Source organism: Agromyces sp. LHK192, assembly GCF_004006235.1.
Classification (GTDB): domain Bacteria; phylum Actinomycetota; class Actinomycetes; order Actinomycetales; family Microbacteriaceae; genus Agromyces.
Window position 1 is genome coordinate 1,557,137 of record NZ_CP034753.1, and the last position, 24,666, is coordinate 1,581,802.

Below are 24,666 nucleotides of genomic sequence, written 5' to 3' on the forward strand. Positions count from 1 at the left end.
AGGAGCGGCGGAATGAGCATGACCCCCGAGCAGGCGACCGGCTTCGCCGCATCGCTGGATCGACTCGTCGGTGCGGTCGAGGAAGTGCTGCTCGGGAAGAACCGGATCGTGCGACTGGCCTTCACGGCGCTGCTCAGCGAGGGCCACCTCCTGCTCGAGGACGTGCCCGGCACCGGCAAGACCTCGCTCGCGCGGGCGATGGCGCAGTCCGTGTCCGGGGCGAGCAATCGCGTGCAGTTCACCCCCGACCTCCTCCCGGGGGACATCACCGGCGTCACGGTGTACGACCAGGGGACCGGCCGGTTCTCCTTCCACCCCGGGCCGGTGTTCGCGAACATCGTGCTCGCCGACGAGATCAACCGGGCGAGCCCGAAGACCCAGTCGGCGCTGCTCGAGGTCATGGAGGAGGGGCAGGTCACGATCGACGGGCAGACGCACCCGGTGGGGCATCCGTTCATGGTGATCGCGACCCAGAACCCGATCGAGCAGGCGGGGACCTACCGGCTTCCCGAAGCGCAACTGGACCGGTTCCTGATGCGCAGCTCGATCGGGTACCCGGACCACGCCTCCACGATCCGGATCCTCGAGGGCGCGGAGCATCGCGCGCACGAGCACGTCGTCGAACCGCAGCTGGCACCCGAGGAGGTCGTGGAGATGGCCGCGCTCGCGCGGCGCGTGTTCGTCGACCCGACCATCCACGACTACGTCTCCAGGCTCGTGGAGGCCACCCGGACGGCGCGGGAGGTCCGGCTGGGCGTCAGCGTCCGCGGTGCGCTCAGCCTGATCCGGGCGGCGAAGACGCACGCCGCGGGCCGCGGCCGGCACTACGTGGTCCCCGACGACGTCAAGGCGCTCGCGGAGCCCGTGCTCGCCCACCGGCTCATCCTCGATGCCGAGGCCGAGTTCGACGGCGTGACGGCGTCGAACCTCATCTCGCAGGTGCTCATCGAGACGCCACCGCCCTCGGCGAGGCAGGCGGGGTGAGCGCGCCGCGCCCACCCGCAGCCGCGGACGGCGGCGCTCGTCAGGGCGCCCTCGCCGCGGCGATCGCCCGGGTGGTGCGCCTCGCGCAGCGCGCCGCGGCCGCCGCGAGGAGCCTCGTCGCGGGTGCACGCCAGGTCGTCATGCCCACGGGCTGGGTCGTGATCGGCTCGGGGACGGCATCGCTGGTCGCCGGGATCGTGCTCGACTGGACGGAACTCATCGCACTCGGCACCGGTCTGGTGAGCTGCGCCGGCATCGCTGCACTGTGGCTGATCGGCACGGGTTCGTCGACCGTCACGCTCACGCTGCCGGCGAGCCGCGTCGCTGCGGGCGAACCCGCCGAGGTCCGCATCCTCGCATCGAATCCGGGGCACCGACGGCTCGGCGGCGTGCAACTCGAGGTGCCGGTCGGCGACCGCGTCGTCGACCGCATCCTCCCCGCGCTGCCGCGCGGCGGCGTCGTCGACGACCGGGTGCCGATCCCGACCCACCGCAGGGGGGTCGTCGCCGTGGGTCCGGCACGGACGGTGCGCGCGGACCCCATCGGCATCGTCCGCCGGGAGATCGTGTGGTCGGGCGTCGAGATGCTGCACGTCCATCCGCGCACGATCGCCGTCTCGCCGCTCAGCAGCGGGTTCGTCCGAGACCTCGAGGGCACGCCGACCCGTGACCTGACCTCGAGCGACATCGCCTTCCACGCGCTTCGGGAGTACGCACCCGGAGACGATCGCCGCCATATCCACTGGCGCAGTTCCGCCAAGACGGGGACGTTCATGGTGCGGCAGTACGAGGAGACGCGCCGGAGCCGGATGCTCGTGCTCCTCGACCTCGACCATGATGCCTACGCCGACGACGACGAGTTCGAGCTCGCGGTGAGCGCCGCGGCGTCGATCGGCGCTCGCGCGCTCCGCGACGCCAGGTCGCTCGCCTTCGTCGTGCCGGGAGGGCCGGGCTCGCGCTCGCCGATGCTGGAACTGCCGACCGTGTCCCGCGACCGGCTGCTCGACGCCCTGTGCCTGGTCGAACGGCGCGCACGCCCGACGCCGCTGCCCGACCTCGCCCGCGCGGCCGCCGAAGCGCTCACCGGCGTCTCGGTCGCGTTCCTCGTCACCGGTTCGGCACGGACCGTGACGCCGTTGCGCGGGGCTGCGGCGAGGCTCCCGGCGACGGTCGAGGCGATCGGGATCCGATGCGCTCCGGAGGGTCAGGCGTCGGTTCGCCAGGCCGGTGGCCTGACCGTCTTCGGCATCGGGTACCTCGAGGACCTGCAGGCGATGCTGTCGAGGAAGGCGTCCGCGGCGTGAGCGCCCTCACCGAACATCGGCGACCTCCGGAGCACGGGGCGCGGACCCCCGCGCCCCGCTCCCGACCGTTCGGCGCGGGCGGCGTGATGGACGTCGCGCTGCTGGCCGCGCTCTTCGCAGCGGCGCTGATCCCGTGGTGGCCGATCCACGAGCACGGCTGGTTCCTGGCCTGCGTCGGCGTGGCGCTCGCGACCGGGCTCGCGATCGGTGCCGTCGGCGCCCTGCGTCGCTGGCCGTCGTGGGCGGTCGCCCTGACGATCGCTTCGGCGTACCTGCTCCTGGGGGTACCGCTCGCGGTGCCGTCCCGCGCGCTGTTCGGCGTGCTCCCGACAGCGGCCGGGATGGTGGACCTGTTGACCGGCACGGCGCTCTCCTGGAAGCAGTTGGTGACGGTCCAGGCGCCGGTCGGCGCGTATCAGTCGCTGCTCGTGCCGGCGTTCCTGCTCACCCTGGTCGGCAGCGCGATCTCGGCGACGATCGCGCTGCGCACCAGGCATCCGATCGCCGCGGTCGTCCCGCCTTCAGTCGTGTTCGCCTCCGGCATCGCGCTCGGCGTGGTGCACGAGCAGTTCGCCGTGGCGGCCGGGCTCGCGTTCCTGGTCGCGGTCGTCGCCTGGCTCGTCAGGATCGCGATCACCAGGCGCCGCGCCCTGGGAGCCTCGCGTCGGCTGGAGGCCGCCCTGGCGGACCTCAGACGATGGGTCGGCGCGGCCGCGATCCTGCTGGTCGCCCTCGTGGCGGCGGCGGTCGTCGCCGTCGTGGTACCGACCCCGCAGCGCACGGTCGTCCGCTCCGAGATCCAGCCGGCGTTCGAGCTCCGAGACCTGCGGACGCCGCTCGCCGGATTCCGGAACGCCTTCGCGCCGGACGCCGCAGATCGGCCCATGCTCGCGGTTCGCGGACTTCCGGAGGACGTGGGGCTTCGCCTGGCGACGCTCGACACCTACGACGGGGTCGTCTATTCCGTCGGCGGCGACGACGGTCGCGAGATCTCGAGCCGATTCGCGAGGCTGCCGTATCGCATCGACCGGACCGGGGCCCCCGGCGAGCAGGTCGTGATCGACGTCCGCGTGCTCGGGTACGAGGATGTCTGGGTGCCGGGTGCGGGCCTGCTCGCCGAGATCGCGTTCGGCGGGCCCCGTGCCGCGAGCCTCGCCGACGAATTCGTCGTCAACGACGTCACGGGCGTCGCCGCCGTGCAGGGCGGAATGGCCGCAGACGACTCGTTCACCGCCGAATCGGTCGTCGTCGACCCGGTCGACGACGGCGCGCTCGACACGCTGCGGCCGGGCACCGCGGTGCTCCCGCCCGGCCCCGAGCTGCCCGAGGAACTGCGCGGCTGGCTGCTCGACCACACGCCTTCGACGGGGGAACCCGGGGAACGGCTCGCGGCCGCGATCACCGCCGTGAGGCAGGAGGGGTACGTGTCGCACGGGCAGGAGGGGGAGGCTTCGAGTCGGTCCGGGCACTCGCTCGATCGCCTCGTCGAACTCGTGATGGATCGCCCCATGGTCGGCGACGGTGAACAGTACGCGGTGCTCTCGGCGCTGTTCGCTCGGGAGATCGGGTTCCCGGCTCGGGTGGCGGTCGGGTACCTCCCGACGGCGGACGACGAGCCCGATGCCGACGGGTGGATGGTGCTGACCGGGGAGCGGCTGCAGGCGTGGATCGAGGTCCGCGACGCAGAGGGTCGATGGATCCAGGTGGATCCGAATCCCGAGGTGCGGGAGATCCCGGATCGCCAACCCGAGGATCCGACCGAGGTGTCGCGTCCGCAGTCGGTGCCGCCGCCGCCCGAGGATCGGACCCCGGTCGAGGACCTGGGTGCGGACTCCGACCTGACGCCGGACGACGGCGAGGGCGCAGACGACCCATGGGTGGGCATCCTGCTCGCCGTGCTCGCCTGGACGGGCGTCGCGGCGCTCGCCGTGCTCGTCCTGGCGAGCCCCATCCTCGTCATCATGGCCGCGAAGGCGGCCCGCCGACGGCTCCGGCGCCGAGCAGCCAGCGGCCGCCAGCGCGTCCAGGGCGCGTGGCAGGAGTTCGCCGACCTCGCGACCGACTACGGCATCCCGGTGCCGTCGGGCACCCGCGCCGAACAGGCCGCGGCGATCGGCGGGTTCGACTCCGTCGTGCTGGCGGGGGTCGTCGACCGGCTGCTGTACGGTCCCGAGACCCCCGGGAAGGCGGAGGCGAGGCGCGTGTGGGACGCCGTCGACGGGTTGAGTCGTCGATTCGCGACCGATGCCGGCGCCGGTCGGGCGTTCCGGGCGGCGATCTCGCTGGGATCGCTCGGCGGCTACGCTGGCTCCCGGAGGGGAGGGCGCGCATGAGGTGTCGGATCTGCTCGGCGGAACTGCCGGACGGTGCGATGTTCTGCGGCGAGTGCGGGTCCTCGACCAGCGCGACCCCGGAGTCCCGCCGGCGGGACCCACGACCGGGCGACACGTTGATCCTGGATCGCGACTCGCTGTCGACGGGTGTCGTGAGCGTGCCCGTCGACGGGTTCCGCCCGGTCCCGGCCGCGCCGGAGGTCGCGCCCGCCTTCACGCTCCGGTTCTCCACCGGTGAGACGTGGACGGTCAGCGGATCGGGACTCGTGGGACGGCGACCGATGCCCCAGCCGGGGGAGGTGTTCGACCATCTCGTGCAGATCGTCGATCGCACGCTCTCGGTGTCGAAGACGCACCTCGAGTTCGGTTCCCACGAAGGCCTGTTCTGGATCGCGGACCGGTTCTCGGGAAACGGCACGATCGTCCGCCGGCCCGACGACGGCGCGCTCCGGTGCGAGCCGGGTCGCCGCTACCTCGTCCCGCGCGGCAGCACCGTGCTGCTGGCGGACCAGTCGTTCGACGTCGCCTGACCGGGCCCCCCGGAGCTCCGCGACCGTTCCTGCACCGCGACGACATCGGCCGACCCGCGGACTGATGCCCGGAGCGGGGCCCGCGCGCCGGTGCGCGACGCTGGAATGAGCGGATGCCCGACGCCACCGAGCCGCCGCACGTCGACCACGCCGTCGACCTCGCATTCGCCCTGCCGCCCGCCGTCGCCGAAGACCAGCCGTCGGGATTCCCCCTCCTCGCGACCATCGCACCGATCGCCGGCGCGGTCGTGCTCTGGCTGATCACCGGTTCGCCGCTCTCGCTCGTGTTCGCCGCGCTCGGTCCGGTGGTCGCGGTCGCGTCGATCCTCGACTCGAGGCGCCAGGCCCGCGTCAGGAGCCGCAGGGCCGCGGCTTCCCGGGCGACGGCGATCACCGACCTCGAGGCCCGCGTCGCGAACGCCCACGCGCGGGAGCGCGCGGCCGGTCGCCGCCGGTCGCCGACGGCTCGCCAGGTGCTCCGCATGGTGCACGGCGAGCACTGGGGACCAGCGCCGCACGTGCACGTCGTCGTCGGGCGCGGGCCGGTGCCCAGCACCGTCCGGGTGACGGGGGCACCGGCCGACGATTCGGACCGGGCGTTCCTCGCGCGATCATCCGTCGTCGCCGACGGCCAGGTCGTCGTGGACGGCGCGGCCGGAGTCGGGTTCGTCGGTCCGCTCCTGCTCGCGGAAGCCGCGGCACGCGCGGTGCTCGTGCAGGTCGGGCATCGATCCGCGCCCGGGGCTATCGGAGTGCGGGCGCCGGACACCCCGGGCTGGGCGTGGGCCGCCGACCTGCCGCATCACGGGACCTCGACCGTCGTCGAGATCGTCGATGCGGGCGACGGCGAGGGGCGGGGAGCGGTGCGGTCCGGGCCGCCCGCGAGCCCCGGCGCATCGCGACTCGTGATCGCGGTCGCGGCCGAGGCGGGCCTCGTACCGCCTGACGTACGCACCGTGATCCGGATCCGCACGCCGACCCGGGCGGTGGTCGAGCGCGAGGCCGGGATGCCCGGTGCGCGCGAGATCGTCCCGGACCTCGTCTCGGCCGCGGAGGCGGCCGGGTGGGCGGCCGGCCAGCGTCGGGCCGCCGAGCGCGCCGGACTCGGCGGTGCAGCCGCCCTGCTCCCGCGGACGGTGCCGTTCGACGCGCTCGAGCAGGGGCGACGGGACCCGGGCGACCGCGGCTCGCTCGCCGTCGTCGTCGGGCGGGCGGCCGCCGGGCCCCTGTCGATCGACCTGGTGCGCGACGGCCCGCACGCGCTCGTCGCCGGAACGAGCGGCAGCGGCAAGAGCGAGTTCCTGCTGACCTGGCTGACGGCGATGGCCGTCGCCCATCCGCCCGGGCTCGTCGCGTTCCTGCTGGTCGACTTCAAGGGCGGCGCGGCATTCGAGCCGCTGCGCGGGCTGCCGCACGTCGCGGGGATCGTCACCGACCTCGACGAGTCCGAGGCGAGACGCGCCGTCGAGAGCCTCCGTGCCGAGCTCGGCCGCCGCGAGCGGCTCCTGCGCGACGTCGGGGCCCGAGACGTGTCCGCCCTGACGCCCGACGTCGAACTGCCGCGTCTGGTGATCGTGATCGACGAGTACCAGGCGATGGTCGGCAGGTTCCCCGAGCTCGGCGACCTCATCGCCGACATCGCGGCCAGGGGGAGGTCGCTGGGTGTGCACCTCGTGCTCGCGGCGCAGCGCCCGAACGGCGTCGTCCGCGACCAGGTGTCGGCGAACTGCGGACTGCGGGTGTCGATGCGAGTGCTCGAGCGCGGCGACAGCACCGCGGTGATCGGCGACCCGCGTGCCGCCGAGCTCGATGCGTCGGCGCCCGGTCGGGCGATCGTGGCCACGGCCGAACGCGGACCGGTCGAGTTCCAGGCAGCATGCGCGTCGGAGGTGCTCCCGGTGATCCGCGCGCAGATCACGGGGAGGGCGGTCCGCCGACCGTGGCTCGATCCGCTGCCCGCGCGGATCGCGGCGGACGACGTCGCACGACTCGTCGGCGCCGACGACCGGACGACGACTGACGGCATCGTGTTCGGCGTGCTGGACGACCCCGAGCGGCAGCGCCGCCGCCTCGCGAAGTGGCATCCGCAGTCGGAGGGGAACCTGATCGTGGTGGGTCGCCCGGGCAGCGGGCGGACGACGGCCCTCGGCGCGATCGCACGTGGCTTCGCGGCACGGCACGGCACCGGTTCGGTCGTCGTGCTCGGCGGTCCGAGGAGCGCCGAATGGGATGCGCTGCACGAGGAGCTCGACCGGGTGCGAGCGCAGGCGCTCGGCGCGTCGCGCCTGCTGGTCGTGGACGACGTCGAGGCGAGATATCGTACCTGGCCGGAGGAGCACCGTTGCGAGGCCCAGGCGGTGATCGAGGCGCTCCTGCGCGAGGGGCGCAGCGCGGGCCTTCGCGTCGCGGCATCGGCGACGTCGTCGCAGGCGTTGCCCGTCGGGCTGCGCGAGGCGTTCACCTCCGCGGTGCTGCTCCAGCACGCCTCCCGCGCCGACCTCGTGCATTCGGGCGGCGACGGCGCCCTGTGGCGCGTCGGCGAACCGGCGGGCGGCGGCCAGTGGCAGGGCCTGCGGGCACGCGTCGTCGACACCGGGCCACCCGCGCTCCCGGCCGAACGGCCGGTGCCGCCGCTCCGGGTGCGCCCCGACCGCCCGCTGGCCGTGTGCACCGACGCGGTCGACGTCGACGCCCGAACCCTTCGCGCGACCCTCGGGCGCGAGGTCGTCGAACTCGGCGCCGGCGCGCCGTCGCCGCGCGACCTCCTCGAGGCGCTCGACCCCGGCGCCGAGCGCACCGGAGGTCGCGCGGCCGGCGCGCGCGGCGAGGCCCGGCCGCCCCTGGTCGTGGCGGACGCGGACGGGTGGGCGGCGAACTGGGCGATCCTGGCCGCCGTCCGCGAACGGGGCACGATCGTGGTGCACGGCGGCGCGGCGGAGTACCGTGCGGTCGCCCGAGACCGTCGGGTCCCACCCCTGCTGGACGCCGGGCGAGGCCAGTGCCTGGTGCTCTCGGCCGGTGCTCCGACGCGACGATGCATCTGGCCATCCCGCTGATTCCGAACGTTTCGCGCGGATTCGGGTTCGGAATCAGTGCGAGATGTGACCTGTCCGTAACGAAACGGATATGAAACGGTGAAACGCGCACCGCAGTGTGGCAGTATCTTCCCACCCACGCAGAGCAGCGAACCCGATTGGAGTCTCCGTGAGCGCACGGCCCCTTCCGCAGGACCCGATGATCCGTTCCCTGATCGCGCAGGCGCGCCGGTCCCAGGTGAGCCGTCGCACGCTGCTGGCCGGCGCGGGCGCCGGTGCGTCCGCGCTCGCGCTCGCCGCCTGCTCCACGGGCGGCGCGCAGGCCAAGCCCACGCCCGCCGCCGACACGTCGTCGAGCGACAAGACCCTGAACTGGGCGAACTGGGCCGCGTACATCGACGAGGACGACTCGGGCGCCTACCCGACGCTCGAGGCCTTCACGGCCGAGACCGGCATCGAGGTCAACTACGAGGTCGCGGTCGACGACAACAACACGTACTACGGCAAGGTGAAGGACCAGCTCGCCCTCGGCCAGGACATCGGCGCCGACGCGGTCTGCCTCACCGACTGGATGATCAGCCGCTGGATCCGCCTCGGCTATGCCCAGGAGCTCGACCACGCCAACATCCCGAACCTCGCGAACCTCGCGCCCGCGCTGCGCGACCCCGACTTCGACGCCGGCCGCAAGTTCTCCCTGCCGTGGCAGGGCGGCTTCGCCGGGATCTGCTGGAACACCGAGGCGATCCCCGGCGGGCTCGAGTCGGTCGAGGACCTGTGGAACTCCGAGCTGAAGGGCCGCGTCGGGGTGCTGTCCGAGATGCGGGACACGATGGGCCTGATCATGCTGCAGAACGGCGTCGACATCGCCGGCGACTGGGGCGACGCCGAGTTCGATGCGGCGATCGACCAGCTCACCGAGCAGGTCGAGTCCGGCCAGGTCCGCAACATCAAGGGCAACTCGTACCTGGAGGACCTCAAGAGCGAGGACACGCTGGCGGCGATCTGCTGGTCGGGCGACATCACGGTGATCAACGCCGAGGCCGGCGACAAGTGGCAGTTCGCCATCCCCACGGCCGGCGGCACGCTGTGGAACGACAACTTCCTCGTCCCGATCGGATCGACGCGCAAGACGAACGCCGAGACGCTCATGAACTACTACTACGAGCCGGAGGTCGCCGCCGAGGTCGCCGCCTGGGTGAACTACATCACCCCGGTCGTCGGCGCGAAGGAGGCGGCCGCCGCCATCGACCCCGAGCTGGCGGAGAACCCCCTCATCTTCCCCGATGAGGCGTTCCTCGAGCAGGCCCACATCTTCCGCACCCTCTCGGGCGCCGAGGAGCAGAAGTACCAGGCCGCCTTCCAGGCGATCCTGCTCGGTTCGTGATCGGGAGCACCACCATGGCCGTACGCGAATTCGCCGAGCGCGGCGCCGACCTCGAGCTCGTCGGGATCCAGAAGCGCTTCCCGGGCTTCACCGCGATCGAGGACCTCGACCTGACGATCCCCGCCGGGTCGTTCTTCGCCCTGCTCGGCCCGTCGGGTTGCGGCAAGACCACGACCCTCCGGCTGGTGGCGGGGCTGGAGGAGCCGACGAAGGGTCGCATCCTCATCGGCGGCACCGACGTCACGTCGACGAAGGCGCATGAGCGCCCCGTCAACACGGTGTTCCAGAGCTATGCCCTCTTCCCGCACATGACGATCCTCGAGAACGTCGCGTTCGGCCTGAAGCGCCGGCGCATCGGCGACGCGAACGCGCGGGCGCACGAAGCCCTGAGGCTCGTCGAGCTCGACCACGTCGCCCAGCGCCGACCGCAGCAGCTCTCCGGCGGCCAGCAGCAGCGCGTCGCGCTCGCCCGGGCGATCGTCAACCGTCCGGCGCTGCTCCTGCTCGACGAGCCGCTCGGCGCGCTCGACCTGAAGCTGCGCCGCCAGATGCAGCTCGAGCTCAAGGGCATCCAGGAGGAGGTCGGCCTCACCTTCCTGCACGTCACGCACGACCAGGAGGAGGCCATGACCATGGCCGACACCGTCGCCGTGATGAACAAGGGCGCGATCGAGCAGATGGGTGCCCCCGAGGTGCTGTACGACCTGCCCGAGACCGTGTTCGTGGCGAACTTCCTCGGCCAGTCGAATCTCTTCACCGGCCCGGTCGTCGAGTCGACCGACCGGTCCTTCACGGTCGACGCCGGCGGATGCCGCATCACGGTGCCGACCGCACGCGCACAGGTGCACCGCGGTACGGTCACCGTCGGCGTGCGGCCCGAGAAGGTCGCCATGCACCTGGAGGCGCCGGCCGAGGCATCCGATCGGAACCTCATCGGCCCGGCCCGTGTGGTGGACGTGTCGTTCTCGGGAGTGAGCACGCAGTACCTGGTCGATGTGCCCGGGGTGGGCACGCTGCTGGTGTTCTCACAGAACATCGGCCACGGGCCGGCGGCGAGCCTCGGCAGCGAGGTGTGGCTGAGCTGGCGGATCGAACACGGGTTCGGGCTCGCCGACGGCCCCGACGACGCGGCCCGCTTCGCCGCGGACGCGACGACCAGCGCCATCGCTGCGCAGCGCCGCGACGACCTCGTCGCGGAGCTCGAGGAACGCTGAGATGGCCTTCGCAGCATTCGCCACGGCGGAGGCGCACGAGCAGGCCCCACGTCGCAAGAGCCCCATCGCGCTGCTCCTGCTCCTGCCCGGCATCGCCTACCTCGTCCTGTTCTTCCTGACGCCGCTCGTCTCGCTGCTGCTCACGTCGCTCCAGGCGCCGAGCGAGTTCGGCGACATCGGCGTGTACGACTACGCGTTCAACTGGCAGAACTACGTCGACGTCGTCCAGCAGTACTGGCCGCACATCCTCCGTTCGTTCGGGTACGCGCTGATCGCGACCGTGCTCGCACTGGCGTTCAGCTACCCGCTGGCGTACTTCATCGGGGTCAAGGCGCGCCGCTGGCCGCTGCTGCAGAGCCTGATGCTCGTGCTCGTGATCGCCCCGTTCTTCATCAGCTTCCTGCTGCGAACGCTCGCGTGGAAGCAGATCCTGTCGGACGAGTCGTTCATCATCACGTCGCTGAAGGCGCTGTCGCTGCTGGCACCCGACGCGCACTTCACCGGCACCCCCTTCGCGGTGATCTTCGGCCTCACGTACAACTTCATCCCGTTCATGACGCTGCCGCTCTACACGACCCTCGAGCGGCTCGACCTGCGGTACCTCGAGGCGGGTTCCGACCTGTACGCGAGCCCGTTCCAGGTGTTCCGGAAGGTGACCGTGCCGCTCTCGATGCCGGGCATCGTCGCCGGCACGCTGCTGACGTTCATCCCCGCGGCCGGCGACTACGTGAACGCGAGCCGGGACTTCCTCGGCGGCCCGGACACCCAGATGATGGGCAACGTGATCGAGGCGAACTTCCTCGTGCTGCTGAACTACCCGGCGGCCGCGGCCCTGTCGATCATCCTGATGGCGGCGATCCTCGTGCTGGTCGGCGTGTACGTGAAGCGGAGCGGAACGGAGGACCTGCTGTGAGCGGTGAGGTGCAGGCGGCCGCCGTGCTCGGCGGCCTCTCCGAGAGCGAGCAGCTCGACGCGCGGAAGCCGGTCGACCCGCGCCCGCGGCCTCGACGGATCGGGCTCGGCGACTGGCTGCTGCCGGCGTACACGATCACCGCGTTCGTGTTCCTGCTGATCCCGATCGCGTACACGTTCGTGTTCTCGTTCAACGACTCGGTGAAGTCGAACATCTCGTGGCGCGGGTTCACCTTCGACAAGTGGCTGAACGTGTGCAACGTCGAGGGCGGCGCGGTCTGCGAGGCGTTCGGCAACAGCATCGTGGTCGGGCTCGTGTCGACGGTGCTCGCGGCCGTGCTCGGCACGATGATCGCGATCGCGCTGGTGCGCTACCGGTTCCGCGCCCGGTCGGTGATCAGCCTGCTGCTGTTCCTGCCGATGGCGACCCCCGAGGTCGTGCTCGGCGCCGGGCTCGCCGCGCAGTTCCTCGCCGTCGGCGTGCCGAAGGACATGCTGACGATCATCCTGGCGCACACGATGTTCTGCATCAGCTTCGTCGTCGTCACGGTGAAGGCGCGCGTGTCGAGCCTCGACCCGGCGCTCGAGGAGGCCGGGCGCGACCTGTACGGGTCGCCCGCACAGGTGTTCTGGCGCATCACGTTCCCGCTGCTGCTGCCCGGCATCGTCGCGGCCGCGCTGCTGTCGTTCGCGCTCAGCTTCGACGACTTCATCATCACGAACTTCAACTCCGGGTCGGTGTCGACGTTCCCGAAGTACGTGTACATCTCCGCGTCGCGCGGCATCCCGGCCGAGGCGAACGTCATCGCGTCGGCCGTGTTCCTGTTCGCGATCGTCCTCGTCGTCGTCGCACAGGTCTCGCGTGCGGCGCGGGCACGGCGACTCGCGAAGCTCGACTGACGGATCGGGTCGGCCCGAACCGGGTCGGGTCGGCCCGGACGACCGATCGGGGCCGGCGCGTTCGGACGCACCGGCCCCGATCCGTTCGGCTGTCGAGCGGGGTCAGACGGACGCGCGGATCTCGCCGACCGGGCGGTCGCCGCCCATGACCCACAGCGCGAGTTCGGCCTGCACCTGGTCGACCGCGTCGTGCTCGATCGCGCCGGCGTCGGCGAGGAGCCGGAGCGCGACGACGGTCGTGGCGCGCGCGCTGCCGTCGAGCACCTTCACCGCGGTGGTGGTGCCGTTCGGCGCGGTCATCACCATGAGCCCCTCCGCGCCGATCTTCGCGAACACGCCCAGGCGCTCGATCGCGACGGTGTCGGGTCGCCCCGGACCGCCGACGGCCCACGGATGCTCCCGCACGGCGGCCGTCAGCTCCGCGGCCTCGCGGAAGAACGCGAACGGCGACGAGGTCTGCGACGTCGTCAGCTTCTGGACGCCGCGGGCGAGGCCCGTCAGGCTGATCGCGTGCACCGGCGCGCCGCAGCCGTCGACGCCGCTGGCCGCGGGACGTTCGCCCGTGAACCGTTCGAGGACGTCGAGCACCTTGCGCTGCATCGGATGGTCGAGGCCGAGGTATCCCTCGAGGGGCCAGTCGTTGGCCGCGCAGGCGAGCAGCATCGCGGCGTGCTTGCCCGAGCACTCCATGTAGACGCGCTCCTTCGCGCCGCCGGAGCGGACGACCTGGTCGCGCGCGGCGGAGTCGATCGGCATCGCCGGCGGGCAGCCGAGTGCCGACAGCGGGATGCGCTCGCGGGCGAGCAGCCCGCGGACGAGCGCGACGTGCGCCGCGGTGCCGGAGTGGCTCGCCGTCGCGATCGCGGCGTCCTCGCCCCGGAGGGTGACTCCGGAGGTCATGGCCGCGACCGCCTGGAACGGCTTCAGCGTGCTCCGCGGGAAGATGGGCGAGCGGACGTCGCCGAGCACACGCGCGACCTCGCCCTCGGGGTTCAGGACGATCGCCGAGCCCGCGTGGCGGGACTCGACGAAACCACTGCGTTCGACCACGGCGAGTTCGACGGCGTCGGTGACGGAGAAGGTGCCGGCCACGGCTCAGCCGAGGGCCGCGAGGCCGTCGTCGAGCACCTGGAGGGCGTCGTCGATCAGCGCGTCGGTCACGGCGAGGCTCGGCAGGAACCGCAGGACGTTGCCCCACGTGCCGGCGTTGAGGAGCAGCAGGCCGTGCTGGGCGGCGTACGCCACGAGCGCGCTCACGGCCTGGGCGTTCGGCCGCTTCGTCGTCGTCGCGGTGCCCGGTTCCACGACCTCGATCGCGATCATCGCGCCGATGCCGCGGATGTCGCCGATCACGTCGTAGCGCTCCTTCAGGCGCTCGAGGCCCGCCGTGAGGGTGCCACCGATGCGGTCGGCCTCGGCGAGGAGTCCGTCGCGCTCGATGGCCTCGAACACCGCGATCGCCGCGGCGCACGCGACGGGGTTGCCGCCGAACGTGCCGCCGAGCCCGCCGGGGTGCGAGGCGTCCATGATCTCGGCGCGGCCGGTGACGGCCGCGAGCGGCAGGCCGCCCGCGATGCCCTTCGCGGACAGCACCAGGTCGGGCTCCCAGCCGAAGTGCTCGCTCGCGTAGTAGCGGCCGGTGCGCGCCATGCCGCTCTGGATCTCGTCGGCGATCATCACGACGCCGTTCGCGGTGCACCAGCCCTGCAGCGTGGGCAGGAAGCCGTCGGCCGGCACCATGAACCCGCCCTCACCCTGGATGGGCTCGACGACGAGGCACGCGAGGTCGTCCGCGCCGACGATCTTCTCGAGGTAGTCGATCGTGCGCTCGGCCGCTTCGACGCCGCCCAGGCCGTCGCGGTACGGGTACGAGCCGGGTGCGTGGTAGACGTCGCCCGCGAACGGGCCGAAGCCCCAGCCGTACGGGTTCGCCTTGTAGTTCATCGCCATCGTGAGGTTGGTGCGGCCGTGGTAGGCGTGGTCGAGCACGGCGACGCCGCGGCGGCCCGTGTGCTTGCGCGCGATCTTGACGCCGTTCTCGACGGCCTCGGCGCCCGAGTTCACCAGCACGGACTTCTTCGCCCAGTCGCCGGGGGTGTGCTCGGCGAGCAGTTCGGCGACGCGCACGTACTCCTCGTACGGCGTGACGGTGAAGAGGGTGTGGATCACGTCCTGCAACTGGCTCGCGGCCGCGGCGACCACGTTCGACTCGGTGTGGCCGACGGTCGTGACGCCGATGCCTGCGCCGAAGTCGATGAACCGGTTTCCGTCGACGTCGACCAGCACGGCGCCGTTGGCGCGCTCGATGTAGACCGGGAGTGCGCTGCCGACGCCGGCCGAGACCACCGCGCGACGTCGCTCGTGCAGTTCCTGCGACTTCGGACCGGGAACGGCGGTGACGATGAGTCGCTCCTGCGGGACGGTGTACTGCGGTACGGCGGCCGCCGGTGCGCCGGCGCCCTGCTCGTCGATGGTGTCAGTCATGATCCAGCCAGCCTATCGCCGCGCCCGCGGCCGGGGCGGGCAGAATCGAACGGATGGCTCGCGCCGCACGGGCGCGCGACGGGAGGCGGCGATGCTTGGCGAACACGGGTTCCGCGTGGAACTGGAGTGGACGGGCGAGACGCCGGCGGCGGTGTCGGGACCGACCGTGGCCGGCGCCGCGCCCGCGCGCCGGAGCCGGGTCACGTCGGCGGCGCGCAGCCACGTCGTGCGCGCCGACGGCAAGCTCCACGCCATCGAGGGGTCTGCGGCGCGCCCGTTCCACGGCGACCCGGCCCGCTGGAACCCGGAGGAGCTCCTGCTCGCCGCGCTGGCGGACTGCCACCTGCTCAGCTACCTCTACGTCGCCGCACGAGCGGGAGTGGTCGTGACCGCGTACCGCGATGACGCGACCGCGACGCTGCGCCAGGACGCCCGCGGCGGGGGAGCGATCATCGAGGCCGTGCTCCGTCCGCGGGTCGGCGTGGCGGAGCCCGCGATGGTCGAGGTCGCACAGGCGCTGCACGCGGAGGCATCCGCGCTGTGCTTCATCGCCTCCTCGGTGGCGTTCCCGATCCGGCACGAACCGGTCGCGGAGGTGGTCGCGCGCTGAACGGGCGGACCGGTCGGGCGCGACTCAGGGGCGCGCGGGCACGACGACGCCTTCCGGGCACGGATCGCCGCCGATGAGGCGGGTGCACGGCGGCAGGAAGCCCGGGTAGCGCTCGGCGGTGGGGTCGCCGAACCAGCGGTGCCAGATGCGCCAGAAGTTGAGGTTGCCCCAGGCGGAGCATCCGTCGCCCGAGTCGGGATCGGCGAGCGTCGCCTCGTTGGGCTGGTACGGCGTGTAGTTGTAGAGGTTCGCGGTGGCCTGATTGCGGATGTCGACGGGCGAGGCGCCGCAGGCGGGATCGGGGTTGTACCCGACGTCGACGACGCCGATCCGGTAGGCCCGGTCGGGGTGCTCGGTGTACTGCCGGAACTGCCAGGCCGCGTGGTACACCTGATTGAAGAATCCGAAGTACTCCTGGTCGCAGTCGGCCGTGTCGGGGCAGCCGTATCCGGTCGCCCGGGTGTATCCGTGCTCGCTCGGGCGCGTGAGCAGCGACTGCTCCTTCTGCAGCAGCACGATGAGCGTCTTGGGACTGACCCGGCACGCCTCGGCGACCCTGACCACGATGCGGCTCGCCCGTTCGTTGCGGGCGCCGCGGTAGGCGTCGCAGTGGCCGGCCTCCTCATGGGCCTGATCGGTCGTGCTCTCCCGGAAGTCGGCGAGGCAGACCACCCCCACGTCGGCGCGGCAGGAGACGGACTCGAAGAACGACTGGACCTCGCGTTCGGTCATCGCCCCGGCGTCGTAGAAGCTGTCGTCGCTGACGATGTACCCGGCCTGGAACTCCGAGGTGGGCGGTTCGGCGGACGTCGACCCCGCAGAGCTGGACTCCGCCGGGCGCTCGACGGTGGGCGCGCCCGCGGTGCATCCGGCGACGAGCAGGACGAGGGCTGCGGCGAAGCCGGCGACGGAGGCGGCGAGCGGGGCGGTTCTCACCCGCACGACCCTAGCCACCCACGCTGCCGTCGCGCTGGGAATCCGGGAGCGCCCGCGCGGTTCCTACAGGCGCTCGTGCGGCGCGATACGGTCGGCGATCTTCGCGAGCGTGGTCGCCGGCGGCGCCTCGTTGTAGACGCCCGCCGGCTCCTGGCCGGTGAGCGCCTGGATCGCGGTCATGATCTCGTCGGTGGCCGCACGCCGAGCCCGACCCGACGTCGCGGGTCCGTGGCGGGCGAGGTCGAGCGGTTCGCCGAACCGGATCGTGACGGGGCGGATGCGCGGGCGCTTCGCGCCGACCGGCTGGATCTCCTCGGTGCCGACGAGCCCCACGGGCACGACCTTCGCGCCCGTCGAGAGCGCGAGCCAGGCGACGCCGGTGCGTCCGCGGTACAGCCTGCCGTCGAGCGAACGCGTGCCTTCGGGGTAGATCGCGAACGCACTGCCCGCCTCGAGGATGCGCCGTCCCTGGTCGAGGGCTTCCTGCGCCTGGGATCCGGCGCCGCGTTCGACCGAGACCGCGCCGATCGCGGTGAAGAACGTCCGCGAGACCCAGCCCGAGAAGCCGGTGCCGGTGAAGTAGTGCGACTTCGCCAGGAACTGCACCTGGCGCGGTGCCGCGAGCGGGATCGCGATGCTGTCGATGAACGAGAGGTGGTTCGACGCGAGGATGACGGCGCCCGTGCGCGGCACGAGGTCAGTGCCGATGATCTTCGGGCGCCAGACCAGCCGGACGAGCGGGCGCAGGATGCCTCGGAAGACGTGGTAGGTCGCTCCCGGTCGCGTCGCCGACACCGGGAGGGCCGTCGCCTCGATCTCGCTCACCCTCCGACGTTAGGCGCGTCGATATGCGTCGCACGGCATATCCGGGAAGATGGACGGATGGACGCTGGCGGCACCGAGCAGGCCTCCCCGGGCCGGGGGATCCCCGGAGCGATCGAACGCGCCGGAGCGTCGGCGGCCGGCGGCGGGGTCGTCTGGGCGTTCGACGAGCACCGGCTCACCATCGCCCGCCAGACCGGGGAACGGCGGACGGCCGCGAACCAGCTGCTCTCGCGCGTGGTCGCCGAGGCGTCCGACACGCCGGCCGAGGACGTGGAACTCGTCGGAGCGTGCGCGGAGTGCGGGGCGCGCCACGGTGCGCCGCGGATCGAGTATCCGGCGGCTCCGTCCGGGGCGCATTGGGTGGGCGACGCCGTCGCGGTCGGCGGCGTCACCGTCGCCGCGATCCGGACCGGCGGTGCGATCGGCGTCGCGATCGGACGTGCCGGGCCCGACCTCGTCCGGGTCGATGCCACGGCGTTCCACCCCGCCGAACTCGAGCGCCTCCGCGCCGTGCCCGACGCCGAACGCGCGGCGTTGCGCGGCCGGATGTGGGTGCGGAAGGCGGCGGTCGCGCGAGCACTGGGCCATCGCACGTTCGTGGAGCCCGCGCGGGTCGAGTTGGTCGAGCCGGAGGCCGACGTGCTCGGCGACCGGTCGGGCCGCTCCGTGCTCGCCCGCGGCATCCCGGAGTTCGGGGCCGACTGGGCCCGGGTGCTCGTCCTCGACGTGCCGGTCGAGGTCGAACCGCAACCCGCGGGCGAGGGAGCCGCGTCCCCGCCCCTCGCGGCGGCGGTGGCACTACTGCCGTAGCGCACCGCGGACCGCGCACCGCGCCCGGCACCGCACCCGACGCCCAGCCCGCCGCCGACGGGCCGCCGACCGCCGCCCTACAGTGGAACCCGTGAAGCGCGTCATCATCCTCGGTTCGACCGGCTCCATCGGCACGCAGGCCCTCGACGTCATCCGGCGCAATCCCCGCCGCTTCGAGGTCGTCGGGCTCGGAGTCGGGTCCGACCGGGCCGCGCTCGAGCAGCAGGCCGCCGAGTTCGACGTCGAGGCGACGGCGGTCGGCATCGACGAGGCCGTGCAGCTCGTGCGCGAGGTCGACGCCGACGTGGTGCTGAACGGCATCACCGGCTCCGTCGGGCTGGCGCCCACGCTCGCGGTGCTCGAACGCGGCACCACGCTCGCGCTCGCCAACAAGGAGTCGCTCATCGTCGGCGGGGACCTGGTGACGCGGCTCGCCGCCCCGGGCCAGATCGTCCCCGTCGACTCGGAGCATTCCGCCATCGCGCAGGCGCTCCGCTCGGGCACGCGCGAAGAGGTGCGCCGTCTGGTGCTGACCGCCTCGGGCGGCCCGTTCCGCGGACGCAGCCGCGCCGACCTCGAGCACGTCACGCCCGCCGAGGCGCTCGCCCACCCGACCTGGGACATGGGGCTCGTCGTCACGACGAACTCCGCGACCCTCGTCAACAAGGGGCTCGAGGTGATCGAGGCGCACCTCCTGTTCGACGTCGACTACGACCGGATCGACGTCGTCGTGCACCCGCAGTCGATCGTCCACTCGATGGTCGAGTTCACCGACGGCTCGACGATCGCGCAGGCGTCGCCGCCCGACATGCGGCTGCCCATCTCGCTCGGGCTCGACTGGCCGCACCGCGTCGGCGGCGTCGGTCGTCCGCTCGACTGGACGACGGCGCAGTCGTGGACCTTCGAGCCCCTCGACGAGGAGGCCTTCCCGGCCGTGGCCCTCGCGAAGCAGGTCGGACGCGCGCGCGGCGAGTACCCGGCGGTGTTCAACGCCGCGAACGAGGAGGCCGTCGCCGCGTTCCACGCGGGCCGCATCCCCTTCAACGGCATCGTCGACACCGTTCGCACGGTCGTCGAGTCCCACGAGCAGGCCGACGCGACCCTCACGGTGGAGTCGCTCGCGGCGGCCGAGGCATCCGCTCGTCGCGCCGCGCAGGCGCGCATCGCCGCAGCCTGATCCGCCGATCGGTGCCGCCGCAGCGGACTGGGCGGACGTTCAGACGGCCGTCAGCGGATTCCGAGCCCCGCCGCAGTACAGTCATCGGGTGGAATCCGTGCTCGCGTTCGTGATCGGCGTCGTCATCGTCGCGATCGGCCTCGCCATCTCGATCGGCCTGCACGAGATCGGCCACCTCGTGCCCGCGAAGCTGTTCGGCGTCAAGGTGACCCAGTACATGATCGGCTTCGGCCCGACGATCTGGTCGCGCCGCCGCGGCGAGACCGAGTACGGCGTCAAGGCGATCCCGTTCGGCGGGTACATCTCGATGATCGGCATGTTCCCGCCGGCGAAGGGCGAGCGCGCCAAGGAGGACAGCACGGGCTTCTTCCGGGGCCTCGTGCAGGACGCCCGCGAGTCCAGCGCCGAGTCGATCACGCCCGGCGACGAGCACCGGGCCTTCTACCTGCTGCCGGTGTGGAAGCGCATCATCGTCATGTTCGGCGGCCCGTTCATGAACCTGGTGCTCGGCGTGCTCCTGTTCGGCGTGCTGGTGATGGGCTTCGGGCTGCCCCAGACGACCGCGACCGTCGGGACGGTGTCGGAGTGCGCGCTGCCCGCGAACAGCGAGCGCCAGACGTGCGAGCCGGGCGACCCGGCCGCTCCCGGCGCGGCCGCGGGCATCGAGCCGGGCGACACCATCGTCTCCATCGACGGCGTGCCCATCGAGTCCTGGGAGCAGTCGACCGCGATCATCCGCGAGCACCCGGGTGAGCAGCTCGACGTCGTCGTCGAGCGCGACGGCGACGAGGCGGCCCTCGAGGTCACGCCGATGCTGAGCGAGCGGTACGCGCTCGACGAGCAGGGCGAGATCGTGACGGATGCCTCGGGCGAGCCGCTGACCGTCGACGCCGGGTTCGTCGGCATCTCGCCGACGGTCGCGCGGGTCCAGCAGCCCGTGACCGAGGTGTTCCCCGCCGTCGGACAACAGATCTCGGGCGTCGCGGGCATCATCTTCAACCTGCCGCAGCGCATGGTCGACGTCGCGAATGCCGCGTTCGGCCCGGGCGAGCGCGACCCGAACGGTCCGATGAGCGTCGTCGGCGTCGGACGGGTCGCTGGCGAGGTCGCCGCGACCGACCAGCTGCCGTTCGTCGAGAAGGCCGCGGGACTCGTCGGCATCCTCGCGTCGCTGAACATCGCACTGTTCGTGTTCAACCTGATCCCGCTGCTGCCGCTCGACGGCGGCCACATCGCGGGAGCGCTCTGGGAGGCGATCCGGCGGGGCTTCGCGAAGCTGTTCCGCCGTCCCGACCCCGGCCCCGTCGACCTCGCCAAGCTCATGCCGATCACGCTCGGCGTGGTCGTCATCCTCGGGGCGATGAGCGCCCTGCTGATCTACGCCGACATCGTCAAGCCCGTGGCGATCTTCTGATCGGAGCCGTCGAACCAGTCATGCCCAGCGCAACCGTACGCCCGTCCGAGACACCGACCCGCAGCGACGTCGATCGCGAACTCCCACTCGTCGTGCGCCGGTTCGGGCCGGCGGCGGTCGCGCTCGTCGCGCAGCTCGCGTTCGCCCTCGCGGTGCTTGCGCAGCCCGGCGGCGCATCCGGCGCCGGCGGTGCGGTGCTCGCGATCGTGCTCGTCGTCGCCGGTCCCGTCGCGCTGGTGTTCGCGCGGACGCATCCGGGCCCCGTCGTCGCGGTCGTCGCCGGGCTCGCGGTCGTGCACGGCCTCACCACGCCGCTCGCGTGGACGCCGTACGTCGCCCTCTGGTTCGCGATCGGCATCGCGGTCGCGCACGGCGCCCTGATCTGGAGCGCCGTCGCCGCCGGGGTCGCGTGGGTCGGCGAGATCCTGCTCGGCACGATCGAGGGAGTGGCGTGGCGTCCGATCGCCGCGGCGGTCGAGGCGGTGATGATCGCGGCGAGCTTCGCGATCGGCTGGTACGTCTGGGTGCACCGGGGGCGCATCGCGCTGCTGCGGGTCGAGGCCCACCAGCGCCGGCGCCAGTCGGAGGTGCGGGCCCGCGCGCGGATCGCCGCGGGGCTCCACGACGAGATCGGCCAGGCGCTGTCGCAGGCGCACGTGCAGGCCAGCATCGCGCTGCACCTGATGGACCGTGATCCCGGGCGGGCGCGCGTCGCGCTCGAGCGCATCCGCGAGACCTCGCAGACGGCGCTCGCCGACCTGCGCAGCGTCGTCGGGGCGATCCGCGACGACGACGAGGCGACGCTCGCCGAACTCGAACTCGTGCCCCGCGTCCTGGCCGAGGCGGAGTCTGCCGGCACGGCGACCTCGTACGAGTGCGCGCTCGACCGCACGCCCGCCCGGCCGCTCCAGTACGCGACCTACCGCATCGCCGAGGAGGCCGTCGAGAACGCCGTCCGGCACGCCGGGGCGTCGAGGGTCGCCGTCGCGATCGTCCACGCCGACGACGAACTCGTGCTGACGGTCGACGACGACGGAGACGGCCTCGGCGACCGAGCGGAGGAGCGCGGCGGCGGACTGGTCGGCATGCGCGAGCGCGCCGGGCTCGTGGGCGGCTCGGTCGATTTCGTCGCGTCGCCGATCGGCGGCACGCGCGTGGTCGTCAGGATGCCCTGGTCCGACGTCGCCTGAGCCGCGGGCCCGACGCCGCGGCGCGGCGCGACCGGTGGGCGCTTCCGGCCGCCGGTTCAGTCGCCGAGCGCCCGCTGCAGCGCGGCGGCCTCGTGGCGGTGTCCGACGGTCTCGTACCCCACCACGACGACGAACGGCGCGGCCGCGGTGATGAGGATGCCGACGCCGAAGCTCGCGCCCGCCGCGACGGCGACGACCGCCGCGACGAGCAGCAGCACGCTGCCGATGAACAGCCAGACCTGCAACGGATCGAACGTGCGCAGCAGCAGTGCGTAGATCGCGAAGAGCGCGACGAGGAACAGCGCCGCCGGCACGGTGACGGTGAGCAGGGCCTCGACGATGCCGATGTGCGCCGCGCCTTCGATGACGTATGCGGCGACGTGCAGGCCGGCGCCCGTGCCGGCCAGCGCGACGAAGATGAAGTAGTGCAGGTAGCCCCACACGAAGCCGCGCCGACGGAACCGTTGCAGCACCTTGCCCGACGGCACGGTGAAGTACACCCACCAGAGTCCGAACGCGAGCGTCGTGCCGCCGAAGGCGACCGCGATCGTCTCGGCGGTCCACCCCTGCTCTTCGATCACCGCTGAGATCGCGAAGATGGTGCCGAGCACGATCTCGCCGAGCGTGATGATGACGAGCAGGCCGTACCGTTCCGCGATGTGGTGCGCGTGCCAGGGCGTCCCGCCCTCGCGCCCGTGCTCGGCGACGTACGGCCCGACGAGTTCGAGCACGCCGAGCGCCACGGTGCACACGAGCGTCGGCACGAGCGGCAGGCTGACGACGATCAGCACGATCCAGCCGAGCTGCGCGACCCCCACGAACCGGACGTAGGTCATGGCCGTGCGCCGACGGGCCGGGTCGTGCCGAGCCGCCCGCAGCCACAGCGCGACCGTGGCGATGCGGATGACGACGTACCCGGCGACCACGATGCCGTTGTCGACGTGTTCGCCCTCGTCGATCGAATGGAACAGCGCCGGGATCCCCAGCGCGACCACGAGCACGCCGACCATCGCGACGAGCGTCGCGACCCGGAAGAAGATGTCGTCGTTGTCGTACGCCGATGCGAGCCAGGAGTAGTTGATCCACGCCCACCAGATCGCGAACACCGAGATCAGGAAGGCGATGATCGCGGGGGTCCAGTGCCCGAGTTCGAGCAGGTGGGCCGTCTGCGTGCCCGCCTGGCCGAACGCGACGACGAACATCAGGTCGAAGAGCAGCTCGAGCGGCGTCGCGGCACGGTGCGGCTCGTCGGGGTCGCGTCCCGTCATGCGGCGCAGGCGATGATCGAGCGGCGGATGCCCCGTGCCGGTACTCATGCCGACATCGTGGCATCCGTCGCCGGGTCCGAGGAAGTCGGCGGGTGGATCCGCCTGCTCAGCGCGAGAGCAGCAGCGCCTCGCCCTGTCCGCCGCCGCCGCACAGCGCGACGGCCGCGCGCCCGCCGCCGCGGCGCGCGAGCTCGAGCGCGGCGTGCAGCGCGAGCCGTGCGCCGGACGCGCCGATAGGATGCCCGAGCGCGATCGCCCCGCCGTGCACGTTGACGCGATCGAGGTCGAGGTCGAGGTCGCGCGCCGACTGCAATGACACCGCCGCGAACGCCTCGTTGATCTCGACGACGTCGAGGTCGGCGGCCTGCCATCCCTCGCGCCCGAGTGCGGCCGCGATCGCGTTGGACGGCTGCGAGTGCAGCGAGTTGTCGGGGCCGGCGACCTGACCGGACGACCCGATGAGCGCGAGCCACGGCAGTCCGCGGGACTCGGCCCAGGTGCGGCTCGCGACGACCACGGCCGCGGCGCCGTCCGAGATCGGGGAGGAGTTCCCGGCGGTGATCGTGCCGTCCGCCGCGAACGCGGCGCGCAGTCCGCCGAGCGTCTCGGCGGTCGAGTCGGCGCGGACGCCCTGGTCGGCGTCGACGACGAGCGGGTCGCCCTTGCGCTGCGGGATCTCGACGGGCACGATCTCGTCGGCGAAGAGTCCCTCCGCCTGGGCGGCGCCGGCCCGCACGTGCGACGCGGCGGCGATCTCGTCCTGCTCGGTGCGCCCGATGCCGTATCGGCCGTTGAAGCGCTCGGTCGAGGCGCCCATCGACTCGCGATCGAACGCGTCGGTGAGGCCGTCGTGCGCGGCGTGGTCGAGCAGCTCCCACGAGCCGTACGCCTTGCCCGCGCGCGAACCCGGCAGCAGGTGCGGCGCGTTGGTCATCGATTCCTGACCGCCGGCGACCACCACGTCGGCCTCGCCCAGGCGGATGAGGCGGGCCGCGTCGGTGATCGCGACGAGCCCGGAGAGGCAGACCTTGTTGACTGTCGTGGCCGGCACGCGCCACGGGATGCCGGCGGCGACCGCGGACTGCTTCGCGGGGTTCTGGCCCGCGCCGGCCTGGAGCACCTGGCCCATGACGACCTGGTCGACGTCGTCGGGGGAGACCCCGGCGCGCTCGAGCGCGCCGCGGATCGCGATGGTGCCGAGTTCGACGGCCGTGCGGGCGGCGAGGTTGCCGCTGATCCGGCCGAACGGGGTGCGCGCGCCGGCGAGGATGACGACATCGGTGGTGGGCATCTGCTGGTGACTCCTTCGTCGGTTCGGATGGTCCGGAGGCAGTCTACGTCGCGTGAACGGGCGCC

The 24,666-nt window shown here is 72.5% G+C and carries 20 protein-coding genes; 14 read left to right on the forward strand and 6 right to left on the reverse strand.

Going from position 1 to position 24,666, the window contains the following annotated elements:
- The first annotated feature begins 12 nt into the window (after positions 1 to 12).
- The 9 genes from ELQ40_RS06885 to ELQ40_RS06925 all read left to right on the forward strand — a co-directional run bounded on the left by ELQ40_RS06885 (position 13) and on the right by ELQ40_RS06925 (position 12,596).
- Positions 13 to 984 (forward strand): MoxR family ATPase, encoded by a 972-nt coding sequence (locus ELQ40_RS06885; protein ID WP_127793021.1) that lies wholly within the window; start codon positions 13 to 15, stop codon positions 982 to 984.
- The gene (locus ELQ40_RS06890; protein WP_127793022.1) at positions 981 to 2,288 is read left to right on the forward strand and encodes a DUF58 domain-containing protein; all 1,308 of its coding nucleotides are present in this window, start codon (positions 981 to 983) and stop codon (positions 2,286 to 2,288) included. The genes ELQ40_RS06885 and ELQ40_RS06890 overlap by 4 nt, the downstream gene beginning before the upstream one ends.
- On the forward strand, positions 2,285 to 4,621 hold the full coding sequence (locus ELQ40_RS06895) for a transglutaminase domain-containing protein (protein ID WP_164863499.1): 2,337 nt from the start codon (positions 2,285 to 2,287) through the stop codon (positions 4,619 to 4,621). The genes ELQ40_RS06890 and ELQ40_RS06895 overlap by 4 nt, the downstream gene beginning before the upstream one ends.
- A gap of 152 nt (positions 4,622 to 4,773) precedes the next feature.
- A complete protein-coding gene (locus tag ELQ40_RS06900) occupies positions 4,774 to 5,151 on the forward strand; it encodes an FHA domain-containing protein (protein WP_240665981.1) in 378 nt (125 codons plus the stop codon).
- 113 nt (positions 5,152 to 5,264) lie between these two features.
- Positions 5,265 to 8,207, forward strand: a complete 2,943-nt coding sequence (locus tag ELQ40_RS06905) for an FtsK/SpoIIIE domain-containing protein (RefSeq protein WP_127793025.1) — start codon at positions 5,265 to 5,267, stop codon at positions 8,205 to 8,207.
- A 178-nt stretch (positions 8,208 to 8,385) separates the two neighbouring features.
- Entirely contained in the window at positions 8,386 to 9,570 is a 1,185-nt protein-coding gene (locus tag ELQ40_RS06910; protein ID WP_127795177.1) for a PotD/PotF family extracellular solute-binding protein, read from the forward strand.
- A gap of 14 nt (positions 9,571 to 9,584) precedes the next feature.
- Complete coding sequence (locus ELQ40_RS06915) at positions 9,585 to 10,784, forward strand: ABC transporter ATP-binding protein (RefSeq protein ID WP_127793026.1); 1,200 nt, start codon at positions 9,585 to 9,587, stop codon at positions 10,782 to 10,784.
- Position 10,785: 1 nt separating this feature from the next.
- Positions 10,786 to 11,697, forward strand: a complete 912-nt coding sequence (locus ELQ40_RS06920; protein ID WP_127793027.1) for an ABC transporter permease — start codon at positions 10,786 to 10,788, stop codon at positions 11,695 to 11,697.
- 98 nt (positions 11,698 to 11,795) lie between these two features.
- On the forward strand, positions 11,796 to 12,596 hold the full coding sequence (locus ELQ40_RS06925; RefSeq protein WP_240666020.1) for an ABC transporter permease: 801 nt from the start codon (positions 11,796 to 11,798) through the stop codon (positions 12,594 to 12,596).
- 102 nt (positions 12,597 to 12,698) lie between these two features.
- On the opposite strand, the gene ELQ40_RS06930 is transcribed toward ELQ40_RS06925, so the two are convergent.
- Positions 12,699 to 13,688, reverse strand: a complete 990-nt coding sequence (locus tag ELQ40_RS06930; protein WP_127793028.1) for an asparaginase — start codon at positions 13,686 to 13,688, stop codon at positions 12,699 to 12,701.
- A gap of 3 nt (positions 13,689 to 13,691) precedes the next feature.
- Positions 13,692 to 15,080 (reverse strand): 4-aminobutyrate--2-oxoglutarate transaminase, encoded by a 1,389-nt coding sequence (gene gabT, locus ELQ40_RS06935; RefSeq protein ID WP_127793029.1) that lies wholly within the window; start codon positions 15,078 to 15,080, stop codon positions 13,692 to 13,694.
- 91 nt (positions 15,081 to 15,171) lie between these two features.
- Here gabT and ELQ40_RS06940 point away from each other — a divergent pair, with 91 nt between their 5' ends.
- A complete protein-coding gene (locus ELQ40_RS06940) occupies positions 15,172 to 15,690 on the forward strand; it encodes an OsmC family protein (RefSeq protein WP_127793030.1) in 519 nt (172 codons plus the stop codon).
- Positions 15,691 to 15,714: 24 nt separating this feature from the next.
- Here the strand turns inward: ELQ40_RS06940 and ELQ40_RS06945 are convergent, their stop codons facing one another.
- Both ELQ40_RS06945 and ELQ40_RS06950 read right to left on the reverse strand, forming a co-directional pair.
- Complete coding sequence (locus ELQ40_RS06945; protein WP_127793031.1) at positions 15,715 to 16,626, reverse strand: hypothetical protein; 912 nt, start codon at positions 16,624 to 16,626, stop codon at positions 15,715 to 15,717.
- 63 nt (positions 16,627 to 16,689) lie between these two features.
- Entirely contained in the window at positions 16,690 to 17,451 is a 762-nt protein-coding gene (locus ELQ40_RS06950) for a lysophospholipid acyltransferase family protein (protein ID WP_127793032.1), read from the reverse strand.
- A gap of 57 nt (positions 17,452 to 17,508) precedes the next feature.
- Between ELQ40_RS06950 and ELQ40_RS06955 the strand changes: the two genes are divergently transcribed.
- The 4 genes from ELQ40_RS06955 (at position 17,509) to ELQ40_RS06970 (ending at position 22,042) form a co-directional block, all read left to right on the forward strand.
- Positions 17,509 to 18,261: a hypothetical protein gene (locus ELQ40_RS06955; RefSeq protein WP_127793033.1), complete on the forward strand. Its 753-nt coding sequence runs from the start codon at positions 17,509 to 17,511 to the stop codon at positions 18,259 to 18,261.
- A gap of 91 nt (positions 18,262 to 18,352) precedes the next feature.
- A complete protein-coding gene (gene dxr, locus ELQ40_RS06960; RefSeq protein WP_127793034.1) occupies positions 18,353 to 19,438 on the forward strand; it encodes a 1-deoxy-D-xylulose-5-phosphate reductoisomerase in 1,086 nt (361 codons plus the stop codon).
- Positions 19,439 to 19,526: 88 nt separating this feature from the next.
- Positions 19,527 to 20,852 carry an RIP metalloprotease gene (locus tag ELQ40_RS06965; protein WP_240665982.1) on the forward strand — a complete coding sequence of 442 codons (1,326 nt, stop codon included), beginning with the start codon at positions 19,527 to 19,529 and terminating at the stop codon, positions 20,850 to 20,852.
- A gap of 20 nt (positions 20,853 to 20,872) precedes the next feature.
- Positions 20,873 to 22,042 carry a sensor histidine kinase gene (locus tag ELQ40_RS06970; protein ID WP_127793035.1) on the forward strand — a complete coding sequence of 390 codons (1,170 nt, stop codon included), beginning with the start codon at positions 20,873 to 20,875 and terminating at the stop codon, positions 22,040 to 22,042.
- A 56-nt stretch (positions 22,043 to 22,098) separates the two neighbouring features.
- On the opposite strand, the gene ELQ40_RS06975 is transcribed toward ELQ40_RS06970, so the two are convergent.
- Both ELQ40_RS06975 and ELQ40_RS06980 read right to left on the reverse strand, forming a co-directional pair.
- Positions 22,099 to 23,358: a low temperature requirement protein A gene (locus ELQ40_RS06975; protein ID WP_127793036.1), complete on the reverse strand. Its 1,260-nt coding sequence runs from the start codon at positions 23,356 to 23,358 to the stop codon at positions 22,099 to 22,101.
- Between the two features lie 58 nt (positions 23,359 to 23,416).
- Positions 23,417 to 24,601, reverse strand: a complete 1,185-nt coding sequence (locus tag ELQ40_RS06980) for an acetyl-CoA C-acetyltransferase (protein WP_127793037.1) — start codon at positions 24,599 to 24,601, stop codon at positions 23,417 to 23,419.
- Positions 24,602 to 24,666: the final 65 nt, after the last annotated feature.

Excerpts from the sequence above, each read along its gene's own strand:
- ELQ40_RS06885 (WP_127793021.1), top strand. The coding sequence starts at position 13 with ATGAGCATGACCCCCGAGCAGGCGACCGGCTTCGCCGCATCGCTGGAT.
- ELQ40_RS06905 (WP_127793025.1), top strand. The coding sequence starts at position 5,265 with ATGCCCGACGCCACCGAGCCGCCGCACGTCGACCACGCCGTCGACCTC.
- ELQ40_RS06910 (WP_127795177.1), top strand. The coding sequence starts at position 8,386 with ATGATCCGTTCCCTGATCGCGCAGGCGCGCCGGTCCCAGGTGAGCCGT.
- ELQ40_RS06915 (WP_127793026.1), top strand. The coding sequence starts at position 9,585 with ATGGCCGTACGCGAATTCGCCGAGCGCGGCGCCGACCTCGAGCTCGTC.
- ELQ40_RS06920 (WP_127793027.1), top strand. The coding sequence starts at position 10,786 with ATGGCCTTCGCAGCATTCGCCACGGCGGAGGCGCACGAGCAGGCCCCA.
- gabT (WP_127793029.1), bottom strand. The coding sequence starts at position 15,080 with ATGACTGACACCATCGACGAGCAGGGCGCCGGCGCACCGGCGGCCGCC.
- ELQ40_RS06940 (WP_127793030.1), top strand. The coding sequence starts at position 15,172 with ATGCTTGGCGAACACGGGTTCCGCGTGGAACTGGAGTGGACGGGCGAG.
- ELQ40_RS06955 (WP_127793033.1), top strand. The coding sequence starts at position 17,509 with ATGGACGCTGGCGGCACCGAGCAGGCCTCCCCGGGCCGGGGGATCCCC.
- ELQ40_RS06970 (WP_127793035.1), top strand. The coding sequence starts at position 20,873 with ATGCCCAGCGCAACCGTACGCCCGTCCGAGACACCGACCCGCAGCGAC.
- ELQ40_RS06975 (WP_127793036.1), bottom strand. The coding sequence starts at position 23,358 with ATGAGTACCGGCACGGGGCATCCGCCGCTCGATCATCGCCTGCGCCGC.
- ELQ40_RS06980 (WP_127793037.1), bottom strand. The coding sequence starts at position 24,601 with ATGCCCACCACCGATGTCGTCATCCTCGCCGGCGCGCGCACCCCGTTC.